The organism is Protofrankia sp. CiP1_Cm_nod1 (assembly GCF_920888515.1).
In the GTDB taxonomy this organism is placed as follows: Bacteria; Actinomycetota; Actinomycetes; order Frankiales; family Frankiaceae; genus Protofrankia.
The window spans coordinates 1-20,572 of sequence record NZ_CAKKTM010000355.1 but is presented as its reverse complement, the minus strand read 5'-3'; the positions used below and the strand labels follow the sequence as shown (position 1 = coordinate 20,572).

The window sequence follows — 20,572 nt, the reverse complement described above, 5'->3', positions numbered from 1 at the left end:
CCTGGTCGATCGCGCCAGGCAGATGGCCAAGGGGGCCGTCGGTGCGGTGTCCGAGGCGGGTGAGGAGAGCTCGCAGCTGTGGATCGCTGATCGCATCGGTCAGCGCACGGGTGAGGCGCTGCGCGCCGAGTACCTGTTGCTGTCAGCGGCTGCTGTCCGACGCGCGGCCAGATGTCGTCGGTGTGGTCGGCCGGGTCGGGGTGTCGGGGTCGCGGTCGTTCGATGGGTTCGGAACGTTCCGCACGATAGGGGGGCTGGGATGGCTGACGAGCCGTGGGTGGAGCTGTCGGACGCGATCGGGGCGTTGCGCCGGGAGCTGGCGGCGGCGCGGCTGGCGGGTGCCGGTGAGCCGGCGCGGTTCGCTTTGGGGCCGGTGGAGCTGGAGTTCGCCCTTGAGAGGGTGTTCTGCAGGCTTTTGCCGGTTCTCGACTTGGGTTGATCTTTGGGGTGTGGGGCTGATCGTCTTGCGTTCGGTGGCGGGTGCGTTGTGCTGGAAGGCATGACAGAACGCAGGCCGTATCCCAGTGATCTGTCCGATGAGGCGTGGGAACTGATCTGTCCGGTCGTCACCGCGTGGAAGGCGCGGCATCCGTCGGTCAGTGGGCATGAGGGCCGTTACGCGCTGCGGGAGATCGTGAACGCGGTCCTCTACCAGGCCCGGACCGGCTGCCAGTGGCGTTACCTCCCCCACGACCTGCCACCGGTCAGCGCGGTCTACTACTATTTCGGTGCCTGGCGTGACGACGGCACCACCGAGACCGTGCATGATCTGCTGCGCTGGCAGGTCCGTGAGCAGCACCGCCGCCACGCCGATCCGAGCGCGGTCGTGCTGGACTCCCAGACGGTGCGGGCCTCGACCAACGCCTCGGCGGACACCACCGGCCTGGACCCGGGGAAGAAAAGCCCAGGCCGTAAACGTGGGATCGCCACCGATACCCTTGGTCTGCAGGCTCGCGGTGACCGTGGTCGCCGCGAGCGTGCACGACAACACCCTCGGCGCCGCTCTGCTGGACCGGGTGGCCGCCGCCGTCCCATCGGTGCGCAAGGCGTGGGTGGACGCCGGGTTCAAGACCACGGTCGTCGAGCATGGGGCCGGCCTGGGGAGCGACGTGGAGGTCGTCGGCCGCCCGCCGGGAGCGCGGGGGTTCACCCGGCTGCCGAAACGGTGGGTAGTCGAGCAGACGTTCGGCACGTTGATGTTGCACCGGCGTCTGGCCCGGGGCTACGAAGCGAAACCGTCGAGTGCGGTCGCGATGATCCGCTGGTCGATGGTGGACGTGATGGCACGCCGGCTGACGCGTGCTGCCACGGCGACCTGGCGTGACCCGCGGGTCTGACCCGCGGGATGCACCGGGAAAGGTGCCACAGTGTCGATGAACGAGTTGCTGGAGCAGAGCGAGGCCCGGCGGGTGCGGGTCGGGCGGACCATCGACGCACTCCAGCAGGAGATCGCCGGGCTCGGTGAGCAGCTCGCCGCCGCGCGCCAGGCCCTGGAACGCCTGGAGATCACCCGCCGGACAGTGCTGGAACTGACCGCCGAGGACACCACACCGGCCGAGCCTCTCCCACCCGGCTACCGCGACGTGCTGGCCCTGTTCACCCAGGACGACGGCGACGGGCTCCACGCCAAGGACGCCTGCCGGGCACTGGGCCACGGCACCGGACCCCGCCACGTCGAGAACATGCGAGCCAAACTGAAAAGGCTGGTAGACCGGGGTGTTCTCACCGAACCCGAACCCGGCCTGTTCACCCGGCCCCACCCCACCCCAGAGATCAACCCAAACTGGGAACCGGCAAAAGCGTGCAGAACACCCTCTTAGAACAGGGACACGGCCCGCCTCCCGGCGGGGATGCCGGGACGGTCGAGGACCGTATTCTGGCCCGTGAGGCCGACTATTGGGATCGGTTCGCCCGGACCCGTGGCCTGCGCTACGAGCCGGCCACGTTGCGTTCGTCCGTGCTCACCTCGACGTTGTGCGGGGCCGCGGACGCGGCGGAAGCGGTCGCCACGATCGGGCGGGTTCCGCTGCTCGCCGGGATCCGCGGCGATCCTGATCGCCGGCTCGCGGTGGCGTCCTGGCTGCATGAGCTGCATCCGCCCGACACCGGCGACGGGGTGGGTGCGGCGTACTGGGCGGGGTTGACACCCGACCGGCTCGGGGAACACCTGGTCGCGGTTGATCTCGCCGCGGACCGTCCGGACCTGGCGGGCACGCTGCTGGCCGATGCCTCGCCCGGGCAGGCTGTCCAGGCGCTGACCGTGCTCATGCGCGCCCGGGCCCATCAGCCGCGCGCTGCCGGCGAGGTACACCGGCTTGTGCGCGCTCACCCCGGCCTGCTCGGTGCCGCGGCGCTGGTGGTGGCGCGGCAGGTCGATGACCCGTCGGTGCTGCTCGACGCCGTCGCCGATGTGGCGCCCCACCTCACCGTCGATCATGTTCGGCTGCTGGTGAGTGTGCCCCCGGAGCGCAGTCTGATCCTCGACGGTCTCGCCGTAAAGATCACCAATCGCGCTGTTGATCTTTTTCGGGAATGTGCCGTCGCCGATCCCGACGCCTTTCTGCCCAACCTGGCCACGTCGCTGAACAACCTGTCACTGCGGCTGGCTGATCTGGGGCGGCGGGAAGAGGCCCTGGCGGCTGAACAAGGACGAGATGCAATCCTCAGGAACGTCAACAGACGGGATAACGCTCCGCGGGGAGATGCCGGTACGGCAAGCGCACGTAGGCTGACGACGTGGCGCGACCGACTCCGCGATCGGAGACGGCGATGCGGATAACTCGTCGTGCCATCGCTGGGGACGGATGTAGCTGTTCGCCAGGACGCGGATGCGGGAGGCCGCCGAGGTGTCTCGGGCGAGGCGTGTGCTGGCGCGCTGCCTGGCCGAGTCACGCACGGTGGGCGGGGGCGAGGAGGACGGCGATGGCTGAGCGGGCGGACTGGGCGGAGCTGAGGGAACGGCGGATGGGCGAGCCGGGCGCGCGGGAGGCGTACCAGGCGGCCAGGCTGGCGTTCGAGCTGGGCCGGGCGGTGCGGGAGCTGCGCCTGCGGCGTGTCTGGAGCCAGGCTGAGCTGGCTCGGACGGCAGGCATGACCCAGTCGGCGGTGGCCCGGTTCGAGGCCGGCGGGACAGTACCCACACTCCCCGTGCTGGGTCGGCTGGCCGAGGCTCTCGACGCTGACCTCGACGTTCGCGTCACCCCGCGCTCCGCGGCGTAGGCGACAGCGGTGGCCACGGGATTCGCCGGGGACGTGGTCCCCGGCGTGCACGTCATCGTGGACGGTTACAACGTCACCAAGCGTGGGTACGGTTCGTTGACGCTGCAGGCGCAGCGCGCCCGGCTGCTGTCCGGGCTCGGCGCGCTGGCCGGCCGCGCGCCCGAGAGCGAGATCACGGTCGTGTTCGACGCGACCGCGGTCACCGCCAGGCCGGTCGGGGTGGCGGCGCCCCGCGGGGTGCGGGTGCTCTTCAGCCGCTCCGGCCAGCTGGCCGACGAGGAGATCGTCCGCCTGGTGCGGGCCGAGCCGGTGGGACGTCCCGTCGTCGTCGTCACCTCGGACCGCGAGGTGGCCGACACCAGCCGCCGCTCGGGCGCGCGCCCGGTCCCCTCCGCCGCCCTCCTGGCCCGCCTCGACCGCTCCTGACCGCCAGAGACGTCGTAAGTCATGATCGTCATAGCGATCCAGTATTGTTGATCGTATTGCTCGTGCTATACGATCGGATATATGAAAACGATGATCGATCTGGACGATGCCATGCTGGTGCTGGCTGCCAAAGAGCTGGGCACCACGACGAAGAAGGACACCGTCAACGCCGCGCTCGCGTTTGTGGCCAACCGCCGCCGCCGCATCGAGCAGTTGCTTGACGACCCGTATGCCCTCGGGGTCGGTCCGGACATCGCGGATCCGGAGATCATGCGGCAGGCTCGTCGGTGACCCTCCCGGTCGGTTCCGGCCAGCTCTATCTGATCGACACGTCGGCACACGCGCGGACCGGCCACCCGGCGGTCCGCAACGTCATCGCCGGGCTCATCGCCGACCGGGCCGCGGCCACCTGTGTGACTGTCGACCTGGAGGCCGGCTACTCCGGCCGTGACCTCATCGATGTACGTACGATCGCCGAGCGACGCAGGACTCTCTACGTGACGCTGCCGATCAGCGAGGCTGTCGCCGAGCGGGCACGTGATGTCCAGGTCCGGATGGCCGCCCGGGGCCACCACCGTGCCGCTGGAGTGATCGATCTGCTTACCGCCGCGGTGGCCGAACATCATCGTGCGGTCATCCTGCACTACGACGCCGACTTCGAGCACATCGCGGCCACCACCGGGCAGCCGCACGCGTGGATCGCACCACGCGGCACTCTCTCCTGACATTCAGCCTTTTAGGGGGCGTTCTACTCGTTGTCGCCGAGCCTCAGCTTGAGTTGATCTTTGGGGTGGTCGGTGGAGCGGGCTGGGGCAGGACGAACAAGCCGGTATCGGGCTCGGTGAGAACACCCCGTTCCACCAGCCGTTCCAACCGGGCTCGCATGCTCTCGACATGCCGGGGCCCAGCGTCCCCACTCAGCGTCCGGCACACCACCGCCTCGTCGTGTCGAACCCCGGGGGGCTGTATGGAATCACCGTTGACCGGCTGGGCCGCGACTATGTGACCTCAGCGCGCAACGCACGCCTCGTCGATATCTGCCAGTATGTGCGGTCCCCGAGTACCGGAGCGCGGGTTATCGAGGCCCTCGCGACCGGCATCCCCGCGGTCACGGAGGCACTCGCCACCCAGGGCCTCCCGCCGGCGCACTACGTTGACAACGGCATCCGATTCACCGTGGTCCTTCATCAGGCTCAGGCTCAGGCTCAGGCACGGCCGGTGCTCACCCACGTCGAACAGCGGGTCCTCGACGCCGTCAACAACGGCATCGAGACCGCCAACGACCTGGCCGCCGAGCTCGATGTAACCGCGCAGTATGTGCGCAAGATCCTCCGCGGCCTGCGCGAGCGCGGAATGATCACTCAGCAGGGCGGAAGGGGACGGCGCACCGTTTACCACCCTACGGGCCGTTCGGGATCTTAGCGGCCGGTAGGCGTCGGCGCTGGCAGTAGATCGGAGACAGCGTTCCCCGTCGGAGACAAGTCCGGCAACCGGCAGGGGTGGTACGAGGTGGCGGTCCCGCTCGCCGAGGCACGCCACGCCGAACATCTGGTAGCGCTGGAAGAGGGAGGCTGATCGACGATGAGCGGACGAACCGCCGCCGGCTGGCACACCTACGAGGACACCGGCGAACTGCTCGCTGAACTCGACCTCGACGACGCCGACATGACCCGGGCACGTGAGGTCGCCGAAGATCACATCCGGGCGTGGCATCTCGCCCAGGTCCGTGCCGAGCAGGACCGCACCCAGTCCGACCTCGCCGCCGCGATGGGGGTCTCCCAGCCGCGCGTCTCCGCCCTCGAACGGGGCGAACTCGACAGCGTCACCATCTCTACCCTGCGTGCCTACGTCAGTGCCCTCGGCGGCAAGCTCCGCATCGTCGCTGACTTCGGCGATCGGGAGTACCGCCTGACCTGACGCCAACGACCGGTAGCGTGGCACAAAGGCCGGTAACCGTTGCCGACCTGGGACAGGTGACGGTTCGCGCGTCCGGCGGTCAAGCTGTCCGGTCTCGGCCGGCATGCCGGTCAACTTCAGAGGACGGCGGTGGCTGAGCGGGCGGACTGGGCGGAGCTGAGGGAACGGCGGATGGGCGAGCCGGGCGCGCGGGAGGCGTACCAGGCGGCCAGGCTGGCGTTCGAGCTGGGCCGAGCGGTGCGGGAGCTGCGCCTGCGGCGTGCCTGGAGCCAGGCTGAGCTGGCTCGGACGGCAGGTATGACCCAGTCGGCGGTGGCCCGGTTCGAGGCCGGCGGGACGGTACCCGCACTCCCCGTGCTGGGGCGGCTGGCCGAGGCTCTCGACGCTGACCTCGACGTTCGCGTCACCCCTCGTTCCGCGGCGTAGGCGACAGCGGTGGCCACGGGATTCGCCGGGGGCGTGGTCTCGCCAGGTTCACGGAACGTACGTTCGACGACATCGACATCGACATCGACATCGAGCCGTGCCACTGGCGGAAACATCCACCCAACTCGATGAGTGCAATCAATGCGCCTTCGCCGACAGCCGCCAGCGATCAAGGAAAGTGTGAAAGTCGAGCACGTGATGACAGCTTCCGCATCTACCACGCCGGTTGAGGCGTGCCGTGCAGATCTTCTTGTGTCGCCCGACGATTTCAAACGAGTCTGTCGCGTTCACCGGGTCCTTGGTTGGCAAGCATGATGTCTTGTATGCGGACCACCTTGACCATCGATGATGACGTCGCCCGGCTGATCGAGGAGGCTGTCCACCGCGAGCGTCGCCCCATGAAGCAGATCGTCAACGACGCGTTGTGGCGCGCCTTGGCGCCGCCCGATGCCAGACAGGAGCCATACCGTCTGACACCGCACGAGTCGGCTGTACGGCCGGGATTCGATCCGTCTGGTTTCAACCGGCTCGCCGACGAACTGGAGGACGAGTAGATCATGGATAATGTGCGGCAGCCTCGTGATCGTCCTCGACGTCAATCTGCTGCTTTGCACGGTCATCTCAGGCTTCCCGCAGCACTCGCGGGCGCACGCGTGGTGGGAACAGGCTGTCAACAGACCTGCCCGTGTTGGTCTGACCCAGCCTGACGCTGTCTGCTCAGGAGGCGGCAGACCTGCTGGGCATCTCGCGCACCACGCTGGTCCGGCTGTTGGAGAGCGGCGTCATTCCGTTCGAGAAACCGAGCCGCCACCGCGAGGTCCGGCTCGACGACCTGCTCGAATACCGCAGGCGTCAGCGCAACGCGGCCGTAGATCACCTGAAAGCACCCAGGGTGCCTACCGGCCCGTAGGCGCGCCAGCGGCGCACATCGCACAGGGTGTCGTCCATTGTCTTCCGGTAGTTATTTTGTTAACTGTGCCGCGTCTGGCGGATTCGTGGCCGCATGGGTGGCGCCCAGGTGCCGTTCGCGGTCTTGTCGCCACCACCAACGGTTCCTGTCTGGTGATCCGAGCGGCCACGCGGCGGCGAAGCGGACAAGGCCCAGTTCGTCGAGCTGGGCATCGCCGTGGTCTCGAGTCTGTTCGACGAGGTCCTCTATGCCAGCCTTCGACAGTTCCGGCTACGGAAAGTCGTGTCTACCTCCCCACTTCTGTGGTGTGCCATCTAGCAGAACCCCCTACCTTCTGTGGTGAGACAAGGGCGAAAACCCCTACCTTCTGTGGTGCCGGCAGGTAGCCGCGGTCCATGCGAGACGACGAGCTGCGCCGCGTCCTCGCCGATGCGAACCCGTGGTGGGCAAGCGCGGCAGCCGGTACGGACCCGACGGCGTGGGCTCGCGCCAACCGCGTCCTGCGCGGCCGGGCCGGTTCCGGGGCCGGGCACCGCATCCGCCAGCTCCTCCCGATGGGTTTCCGTGACTACCTCACCGCCACCCACCCCCGGCTGCCTCTCCCACCGGTCAGCCATCCCGGTGAGCTCGACAGCACATCGGCGGCCGGCGCGCTGTCCGCCCTCGCGTTCAGCGTCGACGACTTCGACCTCGCCTGGCAGGACTACCTGACCTGCGGCGGTTTCCCCCGCGCGGTCGCCGAGCACCACCGCGCCGGCGCCGTCAGCCCCACCTACCTGCGCGACCTGCTCGCCTGGCTGCGCGCGGACGTCGATCCAGAGGCGTCCACCGACTCCGTCCCGCTCCTGCTCACCGGAATCGCCGCGCGCATGACCAGCCCGCTGAACCTCACCGCCACCGCCGCCGAACTCGGCTACCCCAACCGCGACCTGTTCGAACGCCGCATCATCCGCCTGGTCAACTCACACGCCGCCCTGCGCTGCCGCCAGCGCACCGACGACGGCCGGGCCGTCGCCGGGACCCGGCACAAGCTGTATCTCACCGACCCGCTCCTCGCCTGGCTGCCGGCACTGACCAGCCTCGGCCTGCCCCGCCCGGAGTTCCCCGCACTGAGCGAGATGGCCCTCGCCGTCGCCCTCGCCCGTGCCGTCGACCAGCACGACGAAGGACGCTGGATCGCCGACGACACCATCGGCTATGCCCGCACCGGCTCCGGTGGCGAGATCGACCTCAGCCCTGTCCGTATCCCCGGCACCGCCGGCCCCATGGCGACCACCCCCATCGAATCCAAGTGGATCGACACCGGCTGGCGCGCCGAAGCCCGCCGCATCGACGCCAGGTACGGCCACGGCATCCTCGCCACCAAATCCATCCTCGACCTCGACCACCCGGTCAGGGCCGTCCCGGCGCCCATGCTCGCCAGCCTCCTCGGCTGAGGCCGGGTGGTACTTCAGGCGACGGCCTTCGGCGAGCGCCTGCTGACGGCACGCGGCAGTCCACGCACAGCCTGATGACCGTTCTGACGCAACGTCAGGCGAAGAGCTCGACAGCGCATGTGGCCGCGCCGCTGCGCGCGATGCGGGCGTCGCTGGTGATCAGGGGAAGTCCCAGCGCCTCGGCGAGGGCCACGTACTGCGCGTCGTACGCGCTGAGGTTGTGATGCAGTTCGCGGACCCGCCGCCAGAGGATCAGTGTCTCGTGCCGCACGAGCGGCAGTATCTGGTAATCGGCGACGGCCTTCGTCGTCTCTCGTTCGGTGATCTTGTTGCCTCGAAGCATCCCGAACAGCGCCGAGACCACTTCGTAGTCGAGCAGGCCAGGTGCCGCGAGCGACTCGAGGCTGGCGAGCCGGCGGCGTACGGCGGCTCCACCCGCACCCTGGTCTGTCAGCGTCCGTACCAGCGCCGAACAGTCGATCACGGCCGCTACATCGCTCAACGGCGTTGCCTGCCGTCGTCGATCGCGGCAAGGATGTCCGAGGTGCTGACGTCGGACCGTGTCTCGCGGTCGAGGCGGGTCATCATGTCCGCCAGGGACGGCGTCCGTGCGTCGCGCGTGACCAGGTCGAGCAGGTACGTCTGTAGGCTGCGTCCCCCCTTCGCTGCCTTGATTTTCAACGCTTCGAGGGTGGACTCGGAGACGTCGCGGATAGTGATCGCAGTCATGCCTGCATTTTACCTACAGTGCCTGCGATACGCCATCGAGATCGTTAGTGGCGGACGAAGAGCGTGTCCGAGATCGTTCCATCCGTGGGCAATGATCGTTGAGGACCGGTCCGGCTACCCGAGACGGCGGCGTTACGCTGGCTCGGGAGGATCAGGCCGTCGGGTCGCCTGGAGGAGGTGTGCCATCGCCACGGAGATGATTGCTCCCGCCTGGATGCACCAGCAGATCACGGTGGAGCAGTACGACTCCTGGTCCGAGGAGCAGTGCGCGGGCATCGAGATCGTGGACGGGACGGTCGTCGTGAGCCCTCGTGCGTTCAAGCGCCACAACCGGCTGGTCAAGATTCTTGCGGTCGCGCTGGAGGCAGCTGCCGGGCCGGGCTGGAACGCGGATTTCGGCTTCGATGTTCGGCTACAGGAGGTGCCGCTGACGAACCGGCGCCCGGACGTCGTCGTGTACCGCGCCGACACGATCGACATCATGCCGGCCCGTCCCGAGCACATCCTGCTTGTCGTCGAGGTCGTCTCACCGGGCTCGGAGACGACCGACCGGGTCGTCAAGGCCGAGCAGTACGCACGGGCCGGGATCTCGTACTACTGGCGGGTCGAGCAGCCCCCCGCGGGCGTCCCGGTCGTCCGCACCTACGTCATCGATCCGGCGACCAGGGCATACCGTGACGATGAGGTCTTCACGGGTGTCGTTGACGCCGTCGCGCCTTTCCCCGTCAAGATCGACCTTGCTCGGCTGTAGCGGCGTCAAGCCTGGGCTTTCTGGTGGGGTCAGGGGCTGGGTGGCCAGGTCTCGTTCTTCGTCCGGGCTGTGCTGGGTTCTCCTGCTGGTCCCGGCATCCTTCCTCTGGCGGCCTCGGCATCATTCCTGATTCATGCTTTCGGTCTGGTCGTCGCGCTGTCCGGTGGACCGCTGGGGGTGTCGGGGCGGAAAAGTTGTCGGACCTGGTGCCTACGGTGGGTCCCGACGCGATCGCGTCACCCGTGGCGGTCATGTCATGACCGTTCGGGTCGGCTCGAGGCGGCCGGTTCCGGCCGGGGAGGCGGAGACGATGCTGATCGACTGTGGCACCTGCGTGGTGCGCGGGGCCGCGTGTGGGGACTGCGTGGTGCGTGTTCTGCTGGAGCCCGCCGGCGGTGTCGTCGACTGGGACGACAACGAGCAGCGGGCCGTGGACGCTCTCGCCGCCGGTGGCCTGATCCCACGCTCCCGGTTCGTCCCCCCGGTGGCGTCCGCGACGCCCAGGAAGGCCAGGAAGGCCAGGAAGGCCAGGGAGACCGGGAACGCCGAGGACGCCGGGAACGCCGGGAGCGCGGCGCCGGTGCCGATGGCGCAGGTGCTGCCGTTGCCCCGTCCCGTGAACGGCCCCCGTGAACGCGCCCGCCGGACCGGTTAGCCCACATCCTTCCCCCGCGGCGGCGCGTCACGGCCGGGCCGGCCGGGTGAGCCGGGCCGGGCGGTGGCTCCGGCGGCGCGTGCTGGTGGTGATGGTGGCTGTCTGCGTGGCGGCCGCCGTCGGGATGGTGCCAGCTGTCACCGGCCAGGCAGGTCAGGAGCGTGACGGTCAGGCAGTTGCCGGTCGGGGAAATGCCGTTCTCGGGGACGCGGCGGGTGCGGCCCGGCCACAGCCCGTGCCGCGCCCGGCCGGTCGGGGCCTGGCTGGGCAGGGGGCGGCTGGGCAGCCGGCCGGGCGTTTGCTGGTCGTCGGGGGCGCGCCGTCGTCGCGGCTGGACCAGGTGCGCCGTGACGCCGACGAGGCGCTGCGTTATGTGCGCGGTGTCTGGGACGGGCCGTGGGCCGACCGGGTCGTGGTGGAGGTTCCCGCGGACGGCGCCGGCTTCCGTGCCGCGTCGGGGCGGGCAGGCGGTGAGGCCGCGGTCGCGGTGCTCCCGTGGAAGGCCGGGGGAGCCGGTGCTCCCGGGCCGTCGTCCGATGGCATCGGGGGCGGTGCTCCGCCGCCGGGGTGCCCATCGGGTGGATGCCCTTCCGGAGCGTTGCCCGATGGCGGCACCGGCAGTGGTACCAGTAGTGGCACCGGAGGTGGTATCAGTAGTGGTACCGGCAGTGGCGTCGGCAGTGGCACCGGCCATGGTGCCGGCGGCGGGAGCGGGGATGACGGGCCGGGTGCTGGTCGTGTGATCGTCGATCCGGAGGTCTACGACCGGTTGAGCGTCGAGGGACGGCAGGTGGTGCTGCGGCACGAGTTCACCCACCTGGCCAGCGCGGACGTGACCGGGGCGGGCACCCCGACGTGGCTGGTGGAGGGGCTCGCCGAGACCGTGGGCCACGCCGGGGTACGGCTGGCGGTGGCCCGGGCGGCCACGGAACTGGCCGCCGAGGTACGCGCGGGCCGGCTACCGGACGCGCTGCCCGACGACGCGGCGTTCTCCGCGACGGACGGGAGCGTCCCCGTCCGCTACCAGCAGGCGTGGCTGGCCTGCCGGCTGATCGCGGACCGGGCCGGCCTGGACGGGCTGGTCAGGTTCTACCGGCAGGCCGGGACCGGCGCCGGCGACCCGCAGGCGCGGCTGGCCGATGCGCTGCGGGCGGTCCTGGGCGTCACCGAGGCCGATTTCGTCGCACAGTGGAGATCATATATGGACGTACAGTTACGCCCCTGACCGCTTGCGGTCGCTGGGGGAGCCGTCCCGCTCCGGTCGGGATGTCTCCTGTCACGGGCTGCCTGCCGTCGGGGCGTTCTGGCGGGATGCTGGAGGATGGCCCGATGCGGGTGCTGGTCGTAAGCAATGACTTTCCGCCGCGTCCCGGTGGGATTCAGGCATATGTGTACAACTTCGCCAGCCGGTTACCCGCCGCGGAGGTGATCGTCTACGCTCCCGCGTGGCGGGGCGCGGGCGCGTTCGACGCGGCCGCGCCGTTCCCCGTGGTGCGGCATCCGACGACCCTGATGCTGCCCGTCCCGGACGTGCAGCGCCGGGCCCGGGCGATCGCCCGTTCGGAGAAGTGCGACGTCGTCTGGTTCGGGGCGGCCGCGCCGCTGGGCCTGCTCGCGGCCGGCCTGCGCCGCGACCCGGGGGTGGACCGGATCGTCGCGAGCACGCACGGTCACGAGGTGGGCTGGGCGGTGCTGCCGGGCCCGCGGCAGGTGCTGCGCCGCATCGGGCGGACGGTCGACGCCGTCACCTACCTGACCGACTACACCAGGACGCGGCTCGCGCCGGCCCTCGGCCACCGGCCGGCCCTCGCCCGGCTGCCCGGCGGCGTCGACACCGGGTTCTTCCGGCCGGGTGTGGGACGCGACGACATCCGCCGGCGGCACGGCCTCGCCGACCGTCCGGTCGTGGTGTGCGTGAGCAGGCTGGTCGAGCGCAAGGGGCAGGACATGCTGATCAGGGCACTGCCGGCCTGGCGCCGCCGGGCGCCCGGGACGGCGCTGCTGCTCGTCGGCGGGGGCCCGCACCGGCCGGCGCTGCAACGGCTGGCCCGGGACGCCGGGGTGGCCGAGCACGTGGTGATGACCGGTTCGGTCCCCTGGGAGGAACTGCCCGCCCACTACGCCGCCGGTGACGTCTTCGCGATGCCGTGCCGGACGCGGCGGGCGGGCCTGGAGGTCGAAGGCCTCGGGATCGTCTACCTGGAGGCGTCGGCCACGGGGCTGCCGGTCGTCGCCGGGCGCAGCGGCGGGGCGCCGGACGCGGTGCTCGACGGCCGGACCGGGACCGTCGTCGACGGCGGCGACCCGCGGGCGGTGACCGATGCCGTCGGCGCACTGCTGGCCGATCCCGACCGGGCCCGGGCCATGGGCGCGGCCGGCCGCGCCTGGGTCGAGGAGGCCTGGCGCTGGGACGTCCTCGCGGCCCGGCTGCGCGACCTGCTGCTCCCGGACGCCGCCCAGGCGTGATCCGGCAGGCATGACCACGACAGGCCTGACCGCGCCAGGTCTGATTACCGACAGGCATGTTTTATGTCGTGGCCCGCACGCCGTGTCACGCTCCTCGTGGTCCGGCCGACGCGCCGGCCGCGCGCGCCGGCCGCCGCGGCCGTGTCCCGCCCAGCGGCGCCCGCCGTCTGACATGATCCCGGACGTGAGTCCCTCGCCCGTGCAGATCGATCTGGTCGACGAGGTCTTCCTGGCCGTCGACCCGGCTGTGGTGTCCACGGCCGTCCACGACCCGGCATGGTGGCGCGCGCTGTGGCCGGATCTCGAGCTCACCGTCTTCCAGGACCGGGGTGCCGAGGGGCTGCGCTTCACGGTGACCGGCGCGCTGGTCGGGACCAGCGAGATCTGGCTCGAGCCGTGGGGCGACGGGGCCGTCGCGCACGTCTTCCTGCGGGCGGACGCCACCCACCGGGGACGGCCGGCCGAGGCCCGCCGGCTGCGTCCACGCGCCGCGACACGGTGGGCGCGCCGCCGCTCGCTGCACACCAAGCGCCAGCTCAACGTGCTCAAGGATGTCCTTGAGGCGGGCCGCGCGCCCGGCGAGCCGGCGGTGGCGCCTCCACCGCAGCCCACGGCATCCACCGGGCCCACTTCCACCGAGCCTGCTTCTACTGGGCCTGAGGCCAGCGTGGGCGCAGCGGGACCCGCCGGGCAGCCCGGGCGGTTCGCGGCACCCGGCACGCAGGCCGCGGAACCGGCGGAACTCGCCGGGCAGCCCACGGACGCCACGAGAGCCGCGGTGCCTACCGTGGAACTCGTGGAATCCGCGGCACCGGTCATACACCCCGTGAAACCGGCGGAACCCGCGGGGCCCGCCGTGCCACGGGCACCATCCGCCGATTCCCCGGGACGGCCGGTATCCCGTTGAGCCGGGCGGGGGGCTGCGTACGGCGGGTTTTTCGGGCGGGGTGACCGTAGGCTTGGCCGGTATGAGGGTCCATGTGGTCAGTGATGTTCATGGCCGCGCAGACGCGCTTGCCGCCGCCGGGCAGGGGGCCGACGCCCTCATCTGTCTCGGGGACCTTCTTCTCTACGTGGACTACCGGGACCACAGCCGTGGGATCATGGGCGACCTGTTCGGCCCGGAGGCGGTCGGGAAAATGATTCGGCTGCGGACCGAGCAGCGTTTCGACGAAGCCCGTGAATGGTCCCACGGGTTGTGGGCCACCTTGGGTGACGACCGCCAGGCGATCATCGAGCGGGCGATCCGCCGGCAGTACGAACAGTTGTTCGCAGCCTTTCCCACGCCGACTTTCCTGACCTATGGCAACGTCGATCTCCCACATCTCTACCTGGACTATCTGCGGGACGGCGTCACGCTGCTCGACGGCGAGACGACCGAGATCGGCGGGCTGCGGTTCGGTTTCGTCGGCGGAGGTTTACGCACCCCCATGCGCACCCCGTACGAGATCGACGACGAGACCTATGCCGCGAAGGTCGCGGCGGTCGGGGCGGTGGACGTCCTGTGCTGTCACATCCCGCCGCACCTGCCCGAGCTCGTGTACGACACGGTGGCCCGGCGTTACGAACGGGGCAGTGTCGCGGTGCTGGAGGCCATTCACGACGTGAAGCCTCGCTACGTGTTGTTCGGACATGTTCACCAGCCGTATCGTGATGTGCTCGACATCGGGTCGACGCGCTGCGTCAACGTCGGACATTTCAATGCCCGGGGAACGCCTTTCGTACTCGAGTGGTAGGCGGCCCGCCGTGGGTGCTCGCGTGGTGGGCGGCCTGGCCGCAGGCGCTGGTAGCCCGGGTATCGGGCTGTGCTGTCGGCGGCCCGTCGACGGTCTCCCGGCGATTTGTCGGTGTTCCACGGATGCTCCACGGATGCTCCACAGACGGTCTACTGATGGCCCGCGGATGACGTGCGGATGTCCTGTGGACGACTCGCCAGCCACGGACGCGCCCGCCGTGTCCGTGCCTGGTCCGGTAGCCTCGTCGACTGGTCAGGATGATTATCCTGACGTGTGGAGAGATCCTGGATGCCTCAGTAGCCAGGATGTAACCGGGATGCCAGCAGTGTCGGGTATGCCCGGGCGAGTTGTGGAGGCAGTGTCACCAATGGCGGAGCACGCCCGAGCCAGTACCACGATCAATGCCAAGCCCGCGGCTGTGATGGCGGCGATTGCTGATATAAGCGCATATTCGACCTGGTCAGGGCCGGTGGAACGGGCCGAGGTCGTCGTGCCCGGCCCGGACGGCCGTCCTCGACGGGCCCGTTTCCTGGTCAACGCCGTGGTGGCGAAGGAGGAATTCGTCACCGAGTACACCTGGTGCGGTGACGACTCGGTGAGCTGGACTCTCGTCGAGGGGAAAAACCTGGTCGCGCAGAACGGCAGCTACGTTCTGCGCGACCTCGGTGACGGCCGGACCGAGGTCACCTACGACCTCACCGTCGAGCTGAAGGTCAAGATTCCGAGCCTGATCCGGCGCAAGGTACAAAGCGGTGTCGTCGACGCCGCGCTGAGGGATCTCAAGAAACACCTCGAGAGCTGACCACGCGTGCGATGCGTGCTCTTCGCGGGCAAAGGGGGCGTCGGGACGACCACGGTCGCCGCGGCCACGGCCACGCTGGCCGCCCAGCGTGGTAACCGGACGCTGGTGATGTCCGCGGACCCGGCGGGAGGCCTCGCGGCGGTTCTCGACCATCCGCTGGACACGGCCCCCGTTGAGATCGAAGCCGGCCTGTTCGCCCAGCGTGTGGACACCCAGCGTGCCTTCGAGGACCGCTGGTGGACGATACAGGCCGCCCTGGGCCGGCTGTGGGAGGTCACCGGAGCGGACCCGATCGAGCCCGGTGAACTGACGGTGCTGCCCGGCGCCGGGGAGGTGCTGGCCCTGCTGCACCTGCTCGACCAGATCAGGTCCGGGGACTACGACGTCGTCGTGGTCGACGCCGGCCCGATCGCCCGCTTACTGCGCCTGCTGACCCTGCCGGAGACACTGCTGTGGTACCTGCGCCGGGTCGTTCCGATCGACGGCCGGCTCGCCCACCTGCTGCGCGGCAGCCCGTGGCGGCTGGGCCGTCCCACCTGGCCGGACGCCGTGGCCGGGCCGCTCGCCGGGGCCGCCGCGCGGCTTCAGCAGATCATGGACGAGGTCCGTGACGTCCTGTCCGACCCGTCGCGCTCCAGCGTGCGGCTCGTACTGACCCCCGAGACCGTCGTGGCCTCCCGGACCAGGGCCGCGGTGGGCGCGCTGGCGCTGTACGGGTTCGGGGTGGACGCCATGGTGGCCAACCGGGTGCACGTCGCCACCGGGGGAGATGCCTGGCGGGCCGGCTGGGCGGCCGCCCACCGTGAGCAGTTAGCGGCCGTCGAGCGCTCCTTCGCGCCGATCCCGGTCCTGCGCGCGGCCTACCGGGCCGGTGAGCCGGTCGGCCTGGAAGAGCTCGCGGCCTTTGCCGCGGGCACCTACTCGGCCCTCGACCCGGTCGCCGTCCTCGGCGGTGGCGGGTGGGCCGGGATCGGCCCGCTGCGGGTCGAGCGGGCCGGGAACGGCTTCTCGATCTCGATCACCCTGCCGTTCGTGGAGCGTTCCGAGATCGCTCTCGCCCGCGTCGGCGCGGACGAGCTGATGGTCTCGGTCGGGTCGCAGCGGCGGATGCTCACCCTGCCATCCGCGCTGCGCCGGTGCGACGTCACCGGCGCGGTGCTGCGCGACGATCGGCTGGTGGTCTCCTTCGTGCCGGACCCGGACCTGTGGGTCCGTACATGACCATGCCAGCGCCGGGCCCGCTCGCCCAGGAGGCCGCCCTGCTCGCCGCGGCCGTGCGTGACCTGCTGCTGACGAACCCGGCGGCCCAGGCCCACGCCACCCACACCGGCGGCCACGCCACCCACACTGAAGGTAACGCCACACACGCCAGCGGTCACATCGGCCACGCCGGCGGCCACACCGGCCACACCGGCCACACCGACGGCCACGCCGGTCACAGCGGCTATGCCACCCATACCGGCTACACCGGTCACAACGGCCGTCCTGGTGACGACACCCACGTCGGCAATAACGATCATATCGGTCATGCCGGGGCTGCCGGCCCCGGCTGGACGGGATCCGGGCGCCGCGCCGCCGCACCGCCCGGCGGGGCCGGTGACGCGGGCGGCGGTGCCGGCTGCGACTGCGGCCTGCGCCCGGAGGGCCATCACAACGCCCGTCCGGACGCCGCGGCGATGACCATGTGCCAGGTGTGTCCGCTCTGCCGGGTGGTCAACACCCTGGCCGCGGGCCGGCCGGAGGTGGCCGGGCATCTGTTCGCCGCGGCCACCGCGCTGGCCGCGGCGGTGCGGGCGGTCCTCGCCGGCCGTCCGGACGCCGGCACGGACAGCGCCGCTACGGCCGGTACCGGCCCCGTCGAGGACACTGCTGTGAGGGGATGGCCAACCGAGCGGCCGGGGCCTGGGCCGCGTGTTCAGAGGATCGATGTCGAGTGACCATCACAACGTCGTCGGACAGGGACAGCGCGCGCCCCGATCTGGTGATCGGCGTGGACGTCGGTGGCACGAAGGTCGCCGCCGGCGTCGTCGACGGGTCCGGGACGGTCCTGTCGTCGCTGCGGCGGCCGACGCCGAGCCAGCAGCCGGCGGCGGTGGCCGATCTGATCGGCGAGGTGGTCGACGAGCTGCGGGCGGCCGTGGCGCCGCGGCCGGTGCAGGCGGTCGGCATCGGGGCGGCGGGCCTGATCGACCGTGACCGCTCGCGGGTGCTGTTCGCGCCGAACCTCGCCTGGCGTGACGAGCCGCTACGGGACGAGGTCAGTGCTCGCACCGGCCTGCCGGTCGTCGTGGAGAACGACGCGAACGCGATGGCCTGGGGGGAGTACCGCTTCGGTGCCGGCCGCGGCGAGCCGGACCTGGTGTGCGTGACGGTGGGGACCGGCGTCGGCGGCGGGATCGTGCTCGACGGCCGGCTGTACCGGGGGCGGTTCGGGCTCGGTGGGGAGATCGGGCACATGCAGCTGGTGGCCGGCGGCCGTCTGTGCGGGTGCGGGAACAGGGGCTGCCTGGAGGCGTACGGCAGCGGCAACGCGCTGGTGGCCAAGGCCCGTGAGCTGGTCACGACCTCGCCGGCGGCGGGCCGGCGCCTGCTGGAGCTCGCCGGCGGCGAGGTGGGCGTTCTTCGCGGCCCGTCGGTCACCGAGGCGGCCCTGGAGGGCGATCCGCTCGCGGTGAAGTGCTTCGAGGACGTCGGTACCTGGCTGGGCCGGGCGATGGCCAGCCTGGCCTCGATCCTCGATCCCGGCCTCTTCGTGCTCGGCGGCGGGGTGGCGGAGGCTGGTGATCTTCTTCTCGCCCCGGCCCGCGCGGAGTTCGCCAACAGCCTGTCGGCCCGCCGGCACCGTCCCGAGGCGCGGATCGTCACCGCCCAGCTCGCCGCGCGGGGCGGCATCATCGGCGCCGCCGACCTGGCCCGTAGCTGACCGGGCTGACCGTGCCGGTCGGGCCGTGGCCGAGCGGGCCGGCCGGGCCAGCGGGGCCAGCGGGGTCAGCGAGTGGTGTCCGGACGGTAGTCGGCGACCAGCTCCTGGGCCAGCTGCTCCAGGAACAGCCCGGCGTCCGTGACCACGCCGACCGCCTGGGAGAACCCGCGGTCGGCGATCCTGCTGACGCTGCTGGGGTCGATGTCCACACAGGCCACCGGGATGGACGCCGGCAGGATGTTGCCCGTGGCCACCGAGTGCAGCATCGAGGCGACCATGAGCGCGAGCCCGATCCCGCGCAGGGCGTCGCGCATGGCCCGCTGGCCGGCCAGCACGTCGGTGTGGACGTCCGGCAGCGGGCCGTCGTCACGCACCGAGCCGACCAGGACGAACTTCTTGCCCGCCTTGACGATGGCATGCATGATCCCGCTGGTCAGGATGCCGTCGTCGACGGCGGCGACGATGGATCCGGCGCGCCGGATCGTGTTGATCGCCCGGATGTACTGCTCGTGCCCGCGCTCGGCCCCCTTGCCGCGGCTCGGCTCGTTGCCGAACGCCGCCCCGTACAGGGCCGCCTCGATGTCGATGGCGGCGAAGGCGTTGCCGGAGAAGAGCACGTCGACGTAGCCGGCCTCGATCAGCGCGACCATGGCCGGGGTGGCCCCGGACTGCACGACGGCGGGCCCGGCCACCCACAGCACCCCGAAGCCCTCCGCCTTGAGCTCACGGATCTGGCGGGCGATCGCGCGGACCAGCACGGCCTGCCGCTGCGGCGCCAGCAGCGTGGTGGACGACGAGACGGACTGCGACGACAGGGCCTGGAAGGTGCCGTACAGCCGGGTCGAGTGGTCGGTCACCGGCAGCACGGCCTTCACCCCGGACACGCCGCACACGATCATGTCGCCGGCCCGGACCTCGGAGACCGGGACGGTGCGCACCCGCCCGTCGCAGACGACGAGGCCGCAGTCCATCTCGGGATGTTCCACCGGCACCCACTGGCCGCCGAGGCGGACCACGGTTTCCAGGTTGGTGGTCGAGTAGAAGTCGGGCGGGAAGACCCCGTCACGGTCGGCCGCCCGCAGCAGCACCGTGCCCGGCTCCACGCTGTTGACGCCGTACGCCTTGATCCTCATGAGGATGCGGGTCAGCTGCTCCGCCGAGTCGGCCCCGACGACGATCGTCGCGTGCGACTCGTCGTCATGGGTCGTGCCGAGATCGATGCTCCTGATCTCGTAGTCGCCCCCGTAGCTGAGAACGTCGTCGAGTACCCGGGCGAGAATGCCGGTGTCCATCAGGTGACCGTGTATCTCGACCTTCTCGTGGAACTCCACGCAGCCGCCCCTTCCGTGCCCTGACGCGGGTGCCCGGTCCGCCTGCCGGCGGACCGGGATCAGACGACCGCACCGTCGTCACCGTCCGCTGAGTCGGTGGGCGGCCGATCCGCCATTCGGAACACCAGTGTGGCGACTCCGCCCAGCACAAGCATGACTCCTCCGACGTCGTAGGGCCTGCCATGGTCGATCCCGGCAATCGTGGGGACCAACAGGATCGCGACGCCGACGGCAATAGAGCACAACGCCCACCGGGTAGTGGGTTTCATGCGGGGTGCCGGCAGTGGGGGCGGTGGGTCGTAGTGGTCGGACAGGTCATTGGACGGGTCACCGGAGGGGTCATCAGGGTCGTCGTAGCCGCCGGCATCATTCGGGACGCCCGGCGGATCGACGTCCGGCCGTTCACCGGCCGGGCCGGTGGTCGCGCTGTCGTCCACGGGAAGGAAAATATGATCTTTTTGCCGGTCCGGGTCGAGCGGTAAGCGCCAGACCGGGCGCACGGCCACGCCCGGAGGCTCCGTGCGCGTCGTGACGTCCTCGCTGGACGGCCAGGTCCGTTCCACGGGCTCGGCGTTGAAACGGGCCACGAGCGAGGCGAAGACCGCGTCCTGGTCCGTCTCCTGGCCCGTGTCCCGCGCCGTGGGCGCACCGCCGCCGCCGTCCCCGTCGGGGCTGCCCGCCGCCGGTGGCCCGGCGATGGCTGCGTCCTCCTTCGGCCGCTCCTTCGGCCGCTCCTTCGGCCTGCCGTCTCCGGACGGCGGATCGCCGCGGCGTGTCCCACGGTGGCCGGTGGGGCCGGGCGCGCCGGCGCCACTCGCTTCGGCGCCGGGCGGGCTGGCCTGCGG

25 protein-coding genes and 3 pseudogenes are annotated in these 20,572 nt (G+C 70.8%); 24 read left to right on the top strand and 4 right to left on the bottom strand.

Translation table 11 applies throughout. The annotated features are described in order from the left end of the window. The first annotated feature begins 259 nt into the window (after nucleotides 1–259). The 14 genes and pseudogenes from NBX02_RS15920 (at nucleotide 260) to NBX02_RS15855 (ending at nucleotide 8,334) form a co-directional block, all read left to right on the top strand. Entirely contained in the window at nucleotides 260–439 is a 180-nt protein-coding gene (locus NBX02_RS15920; protein WP_250281678.1) for a trypco2 family protein, read from the top strand. A gap of 60 nt (nucleotides 440–499) precedes the next feature. Beyond that, nucleotides 500–1,337: pseudogene (locus tag NBX02_RS15915) on the top strand (IS5 family transposase). Between the two features lie 36 nt (nucleotides 1,338–1,373). After that, nucleotides 1,374–1,820 (top strand): hypothetical protein, encoded by a 447-nt coding sequence (locus tag NBX02_RS15910; RefSeq protein ID WP_250281676.1) that lies wholly within the window; start codon nucleotides 1,374–1,376, stop codon nucleotides 1,818–1,820. Further along, a complete protein-coding gene (locus NBX02_RS15905; protein WP_250281675.1) occupies nucleotides 1,802–2,779 on the top strand; it encodes a hypothetical protein in 978 nt (325 codons plus the stop codon). The genes NBX02_RS15910 and NBX02_RS15905 overlap by 19 nt, the downstream gene beginning before the upstream one ends. Nucleotides 2,780–2,922: 143 nt before the next feature. Then, on the top strand, nucleotides 2,923–3,219 hold the full coding sequence (locus tag NBX02_RS15900) for a helix-turn-helix domain-containing protein (RefSeq protein WP_250292008.1): 297 nt from the start codon (nucleotides 2,923–2,925) through the stop codon (nucleotides 3,217–3,219). A gap of 36 nt (nucleotides 3,220–3,255) precedes the next feature. Further along, a pseudogene (locus tag NBX02_RS15895) lies at nucleotides 3,256–3,645 on the top strand (NYN domain-containing protein); the annotation flags it as partial. Nucleotides 3,646–3,735: 90 nt separating this feature from the next. After that, nucleotides 3,736–3,936, top strand: coding sequence for a type II toxin-antitoxin system VapB family antitoxin (locus tag NBX02_RS15890; protein ID WP_250292006.1), 201 nt, complete (start codon nucleotides 3,736–3,738; stop codon nucleotides 3,934–3,936). After that, nucleotides 3,933–4,370, top strand: coding sequence for a PIN domain-containing protein (locus NBX02_RS15885; protein ID WP_250292004.1), 438 nt, complete (start codon nucleotides 3,933–3,935; stop codon nucleotides 4,368–4,370). The genes NBX02_RS15890 and NBX02_RS15885 overlap by 4 nt, the downstream gene beginning before the upstream one ends. A gap of 169 nt (nucleotides 4,371–4,539) precedes the next feature. Further along, nucleotides 4,540–5,067: an ATP-binding protein gene (locus NBX02_RS15880; RefSeq protein ID WP_250292003.1), complete on the top strand. Its 528-nt coding sequence runs from the start codon at nucleotides 4,540–4,542 to the stop codon at nucleotides 5,065–5,067. Nucleotides 5,068–5,226: 159 nt separating this feature from the next. After that, entirely contained in the window at nucleotides 5,227–5,562 is a 336-nt protein-coding gene (locus tag NBX02_RS15875; RefSeq protein ID WP_250292001.1) for an XRE family transcriptional regulator, read from the top strand. Between the two features lie 129 nt (nucleotides 5,563–5,691). Further along, a complete protein-coding gene (locus NBX02_RS15870) occupies nucleotides 5,692–5,988 on the top strand; it encodes a helix-turn-helix domain-containing protein (RefSeq protein WP_250281663.1) in 297 nt (98 codons plus the stop codon). Nucleotides 5,989–6,311: 323 nt separating this feature from the next. Continuing rightward, on the top strand, nucleotides 6,312–6,542 hold the full coding sequence (locus NBX02_RS15865; RefSeq protein WP_250291999.1) for a hypothetical protein: 231 nt from the start codon (nucleotides 6,312–6,314) through the stop codon (nucleotides 6,540–6,542). Between the two features lie 149 nt (nucleotides 6,543–6,691). Beyond that, a complete protein-coding gene (locus NBX02_RS15860; RefSeq protein WP_445548469.1) occupies nucleotides 6,692–6,898 on the top strand; it encodes a helix-turn-helix domain-containing protein in 207 nt (68 codons plus the stop codon). A gap of 395 nt (nucleotides 6,899–7,293) precedes the next feature. Further along, nucleotides 7,294–8,334: a hypothetical protein gene (locus NBX02_RS15855; RefSeq protein ID WP_250291998.1), complete on the top strand. Its 1,041-nt coding sequence runs from the start codon at nucleotides 7,294–7,296 to the stop codon at nucleotides 8,332–8,334. 94 nt (nucleotides 8,335–8,428) lie between these two features. On the opposite strand, the gene NBX02_RS15850 is transcribed toward NBX02_RS15855, so the two are convergent. Next, complete coding sequence (locus NBX02_RS15850; protein WP_250281657.1) at nucleotides 8,429–8,836, bottom strand: type II toxin-antitoxin system VapC family toxin; 408 nt, start codon at nucleotides 8,834–8,836, stop codon at nucleotides 8,429–8,431. Next, the gene (locus NBX02_RS15845) at nucleotides 8,833–9,063 is read right to left on the bottom strand and encodes a FitA-like ribbon-helix-helix domain-containing protein (RefSeq protein ID WP_250291996.1); all 231 of its coding nucleotides are present in this window, start codon (nucleotides 9,061–9,063) and stop codon (nucleotides 8,833–8,835) included. The genes NBX02_RS15850 and NBX02_RS15845 overlap by 4 nt, the downstream gene beginning before the upstream one ends. A gap of 196 nt (nucleotides 9,064–9,259) precedes the next feature. Here NBX02_RS15845 and NBX02_RS15840 point away from each other — a divergent pair, with 196 nt between their 5' ends. From NBX02_RS15840 to NBX02_RS15795, 10 genes are all read left to right on the top strand, one after another. Further along, the gene (locus tag NBX02_RS15840) at nucleotides 9,260–9,814 is read left to right on the top strand and encodes a Uma2 family endonuclease (RefSeq protein ID WP_250291993.1); all 555 of its coding nucleotides are present in this window, start codon (nucleotides 9,260–9,262) and stop codon (nucleotides 9,812–9,814) included. A 256-nt stretch (nucleotides 9,815–10,070) separates the two neighbouring features. Then, on the top strand, nucleotides 10,071–10,469 hold the full coding sequence (locus tag NBX02_RS15835; protein ID WP_250291992.1) for a hypothetical protein: 399 nt from the start codon (nucleotides 10,071–10,073) through the stop codon (nucleotides 10,467–10,469). A gap of 298 nt (nucleotides 10,470–10,767) precedes the next feature. Continuing rightward, complete coding sequence (locus NBX02_RS15830; RefSeq protein WP_250291990.1) at nucleotides 10,768–11,694, top strand: hypothetical protein; 927 nt, start codon at nucleotides 10,768–10,770, stop codon at nucleotides 11,692–11,694. A gap of 104 nt (nucleotides 11,695–11,798) precedes the next feature. Continuing rightward, a complete protein-coding gene (locus tag NBX02_RS15825; protein WP_250291988.1) occupies nucleotides 11,799–12,935 on the top strand; it encodes a glycosyltransferase family 4 protein in 1,137 nt (378 codons plus the stop codon). A 184-nt stretch (nucleotides 12,936–13,119) separates the two neighbouring features. Further along, nucleotides 13,120–13,842 carry a hypothetical protein gene (locus tag NBX02_RS15820; protein ID WP_250291985.1) on the top strand — a complete coding sequence of 241 codons (723 nt, stop codon included), beginning with the start codon at nucleotides 13,120–13,122 and terminating at the stop codon, nucleotides 13,840–13,842. A 61-nt stretch (nucleotides 13,843–13,903) separates the two neighbouring features. Next, the gene (locus NBX02_RS15815; RefSeq protein ID WP_250291983.1) at nucleotides 13,904–14,671 is read left to right on the top strand and encodes a metallophosphoesterase; all 768 of its coding nucleotides are present in this window, start codon (nucleotides 13,904–13,906) and stop codon (nucleotides 14,669–14,671) included. Between the two features lie 367 nt (nucleotides 14,672–15,038). Continuing rightward, on the top strand, nucleotides 15,039–15,473 hold the full coding sequence (locus NBX02_RS15810) for an SRPBCC family protein (RefSeq protein WP_250281644.1): 435 nt from the start codon (nucleotides 15,039–15,041) through the stop codon (nucleotides 15,471–15,473). Between the two features lie 6 nt (nucleotides 15,474–15,479). Continuing rightward, entirely contained in the window at nucleotides 15,480–16,694 is a 1,215-nt protein-coding gene (locus NBX02_RS15805; RefSeq protein WP_250291981.1) for an ArsA family ATPase, read from the top strand. After that, complete coding sequence (locus NBX02_RS15800) at nucleotides 16,691–17,410, top strand: hypothetical protein (protein WP_250281640.1); 720 nt, start codon at nucleotides 16,691–16,693, stop codon at nucleotides 17,408–17,410. The genes NBX02_RS15805 and NBX02_RS15800 overlap by 4 nt, the downstream gene beginning before the upstream one ends. After that, nucleotides 17,407–18,396 carry an ROK family glucokinase gene (locus tag NBX02_RS15795; protein WP_250291979.1) on the top strand — a complete coding sequence of 330 codons (990 nt, stop codon included), beginning with the start codon at nucleotides 17,407–17,409 and terminating at the stop codon, nucleotides 18,394–18,396. The genes NBX02_RS15800 and NBX02_RS15795 overlap by 4 nt, the downstream gene beginning before the upstream one ends. Before the next feature lie 65 nt (nucleotides 18,397–18,461). Here the strand turns inward: NBX02_RS15795 and NBX02_RS15790 are convergent, their stop codons facing one another. Both NBX02_RS15790 and NBX02_RS15785 read right to left on the bottom strand, forming a co-directional pair. Further along, nucleotides 18,462–19,727 (bottom strand): ornithine cyclodeaminase family domain, encoded by a 1,266-nt coding sequence (locus NBX02_RS15790; RefSeq protein ID WP_250281635.1) that lies wholly within the window; start codon nucleotides 19,725–19,727, stop codon nucleotides 18,462–18,464. Nucleotides 19,728–19,786: 59 nt separating this feature from the next. Further along, a pseudogene (locus tag NBX02_RS15785) lies at nucleotides 19,787–20,572 on the bottom strand (hypothetical protein); the annotation flags it as partial.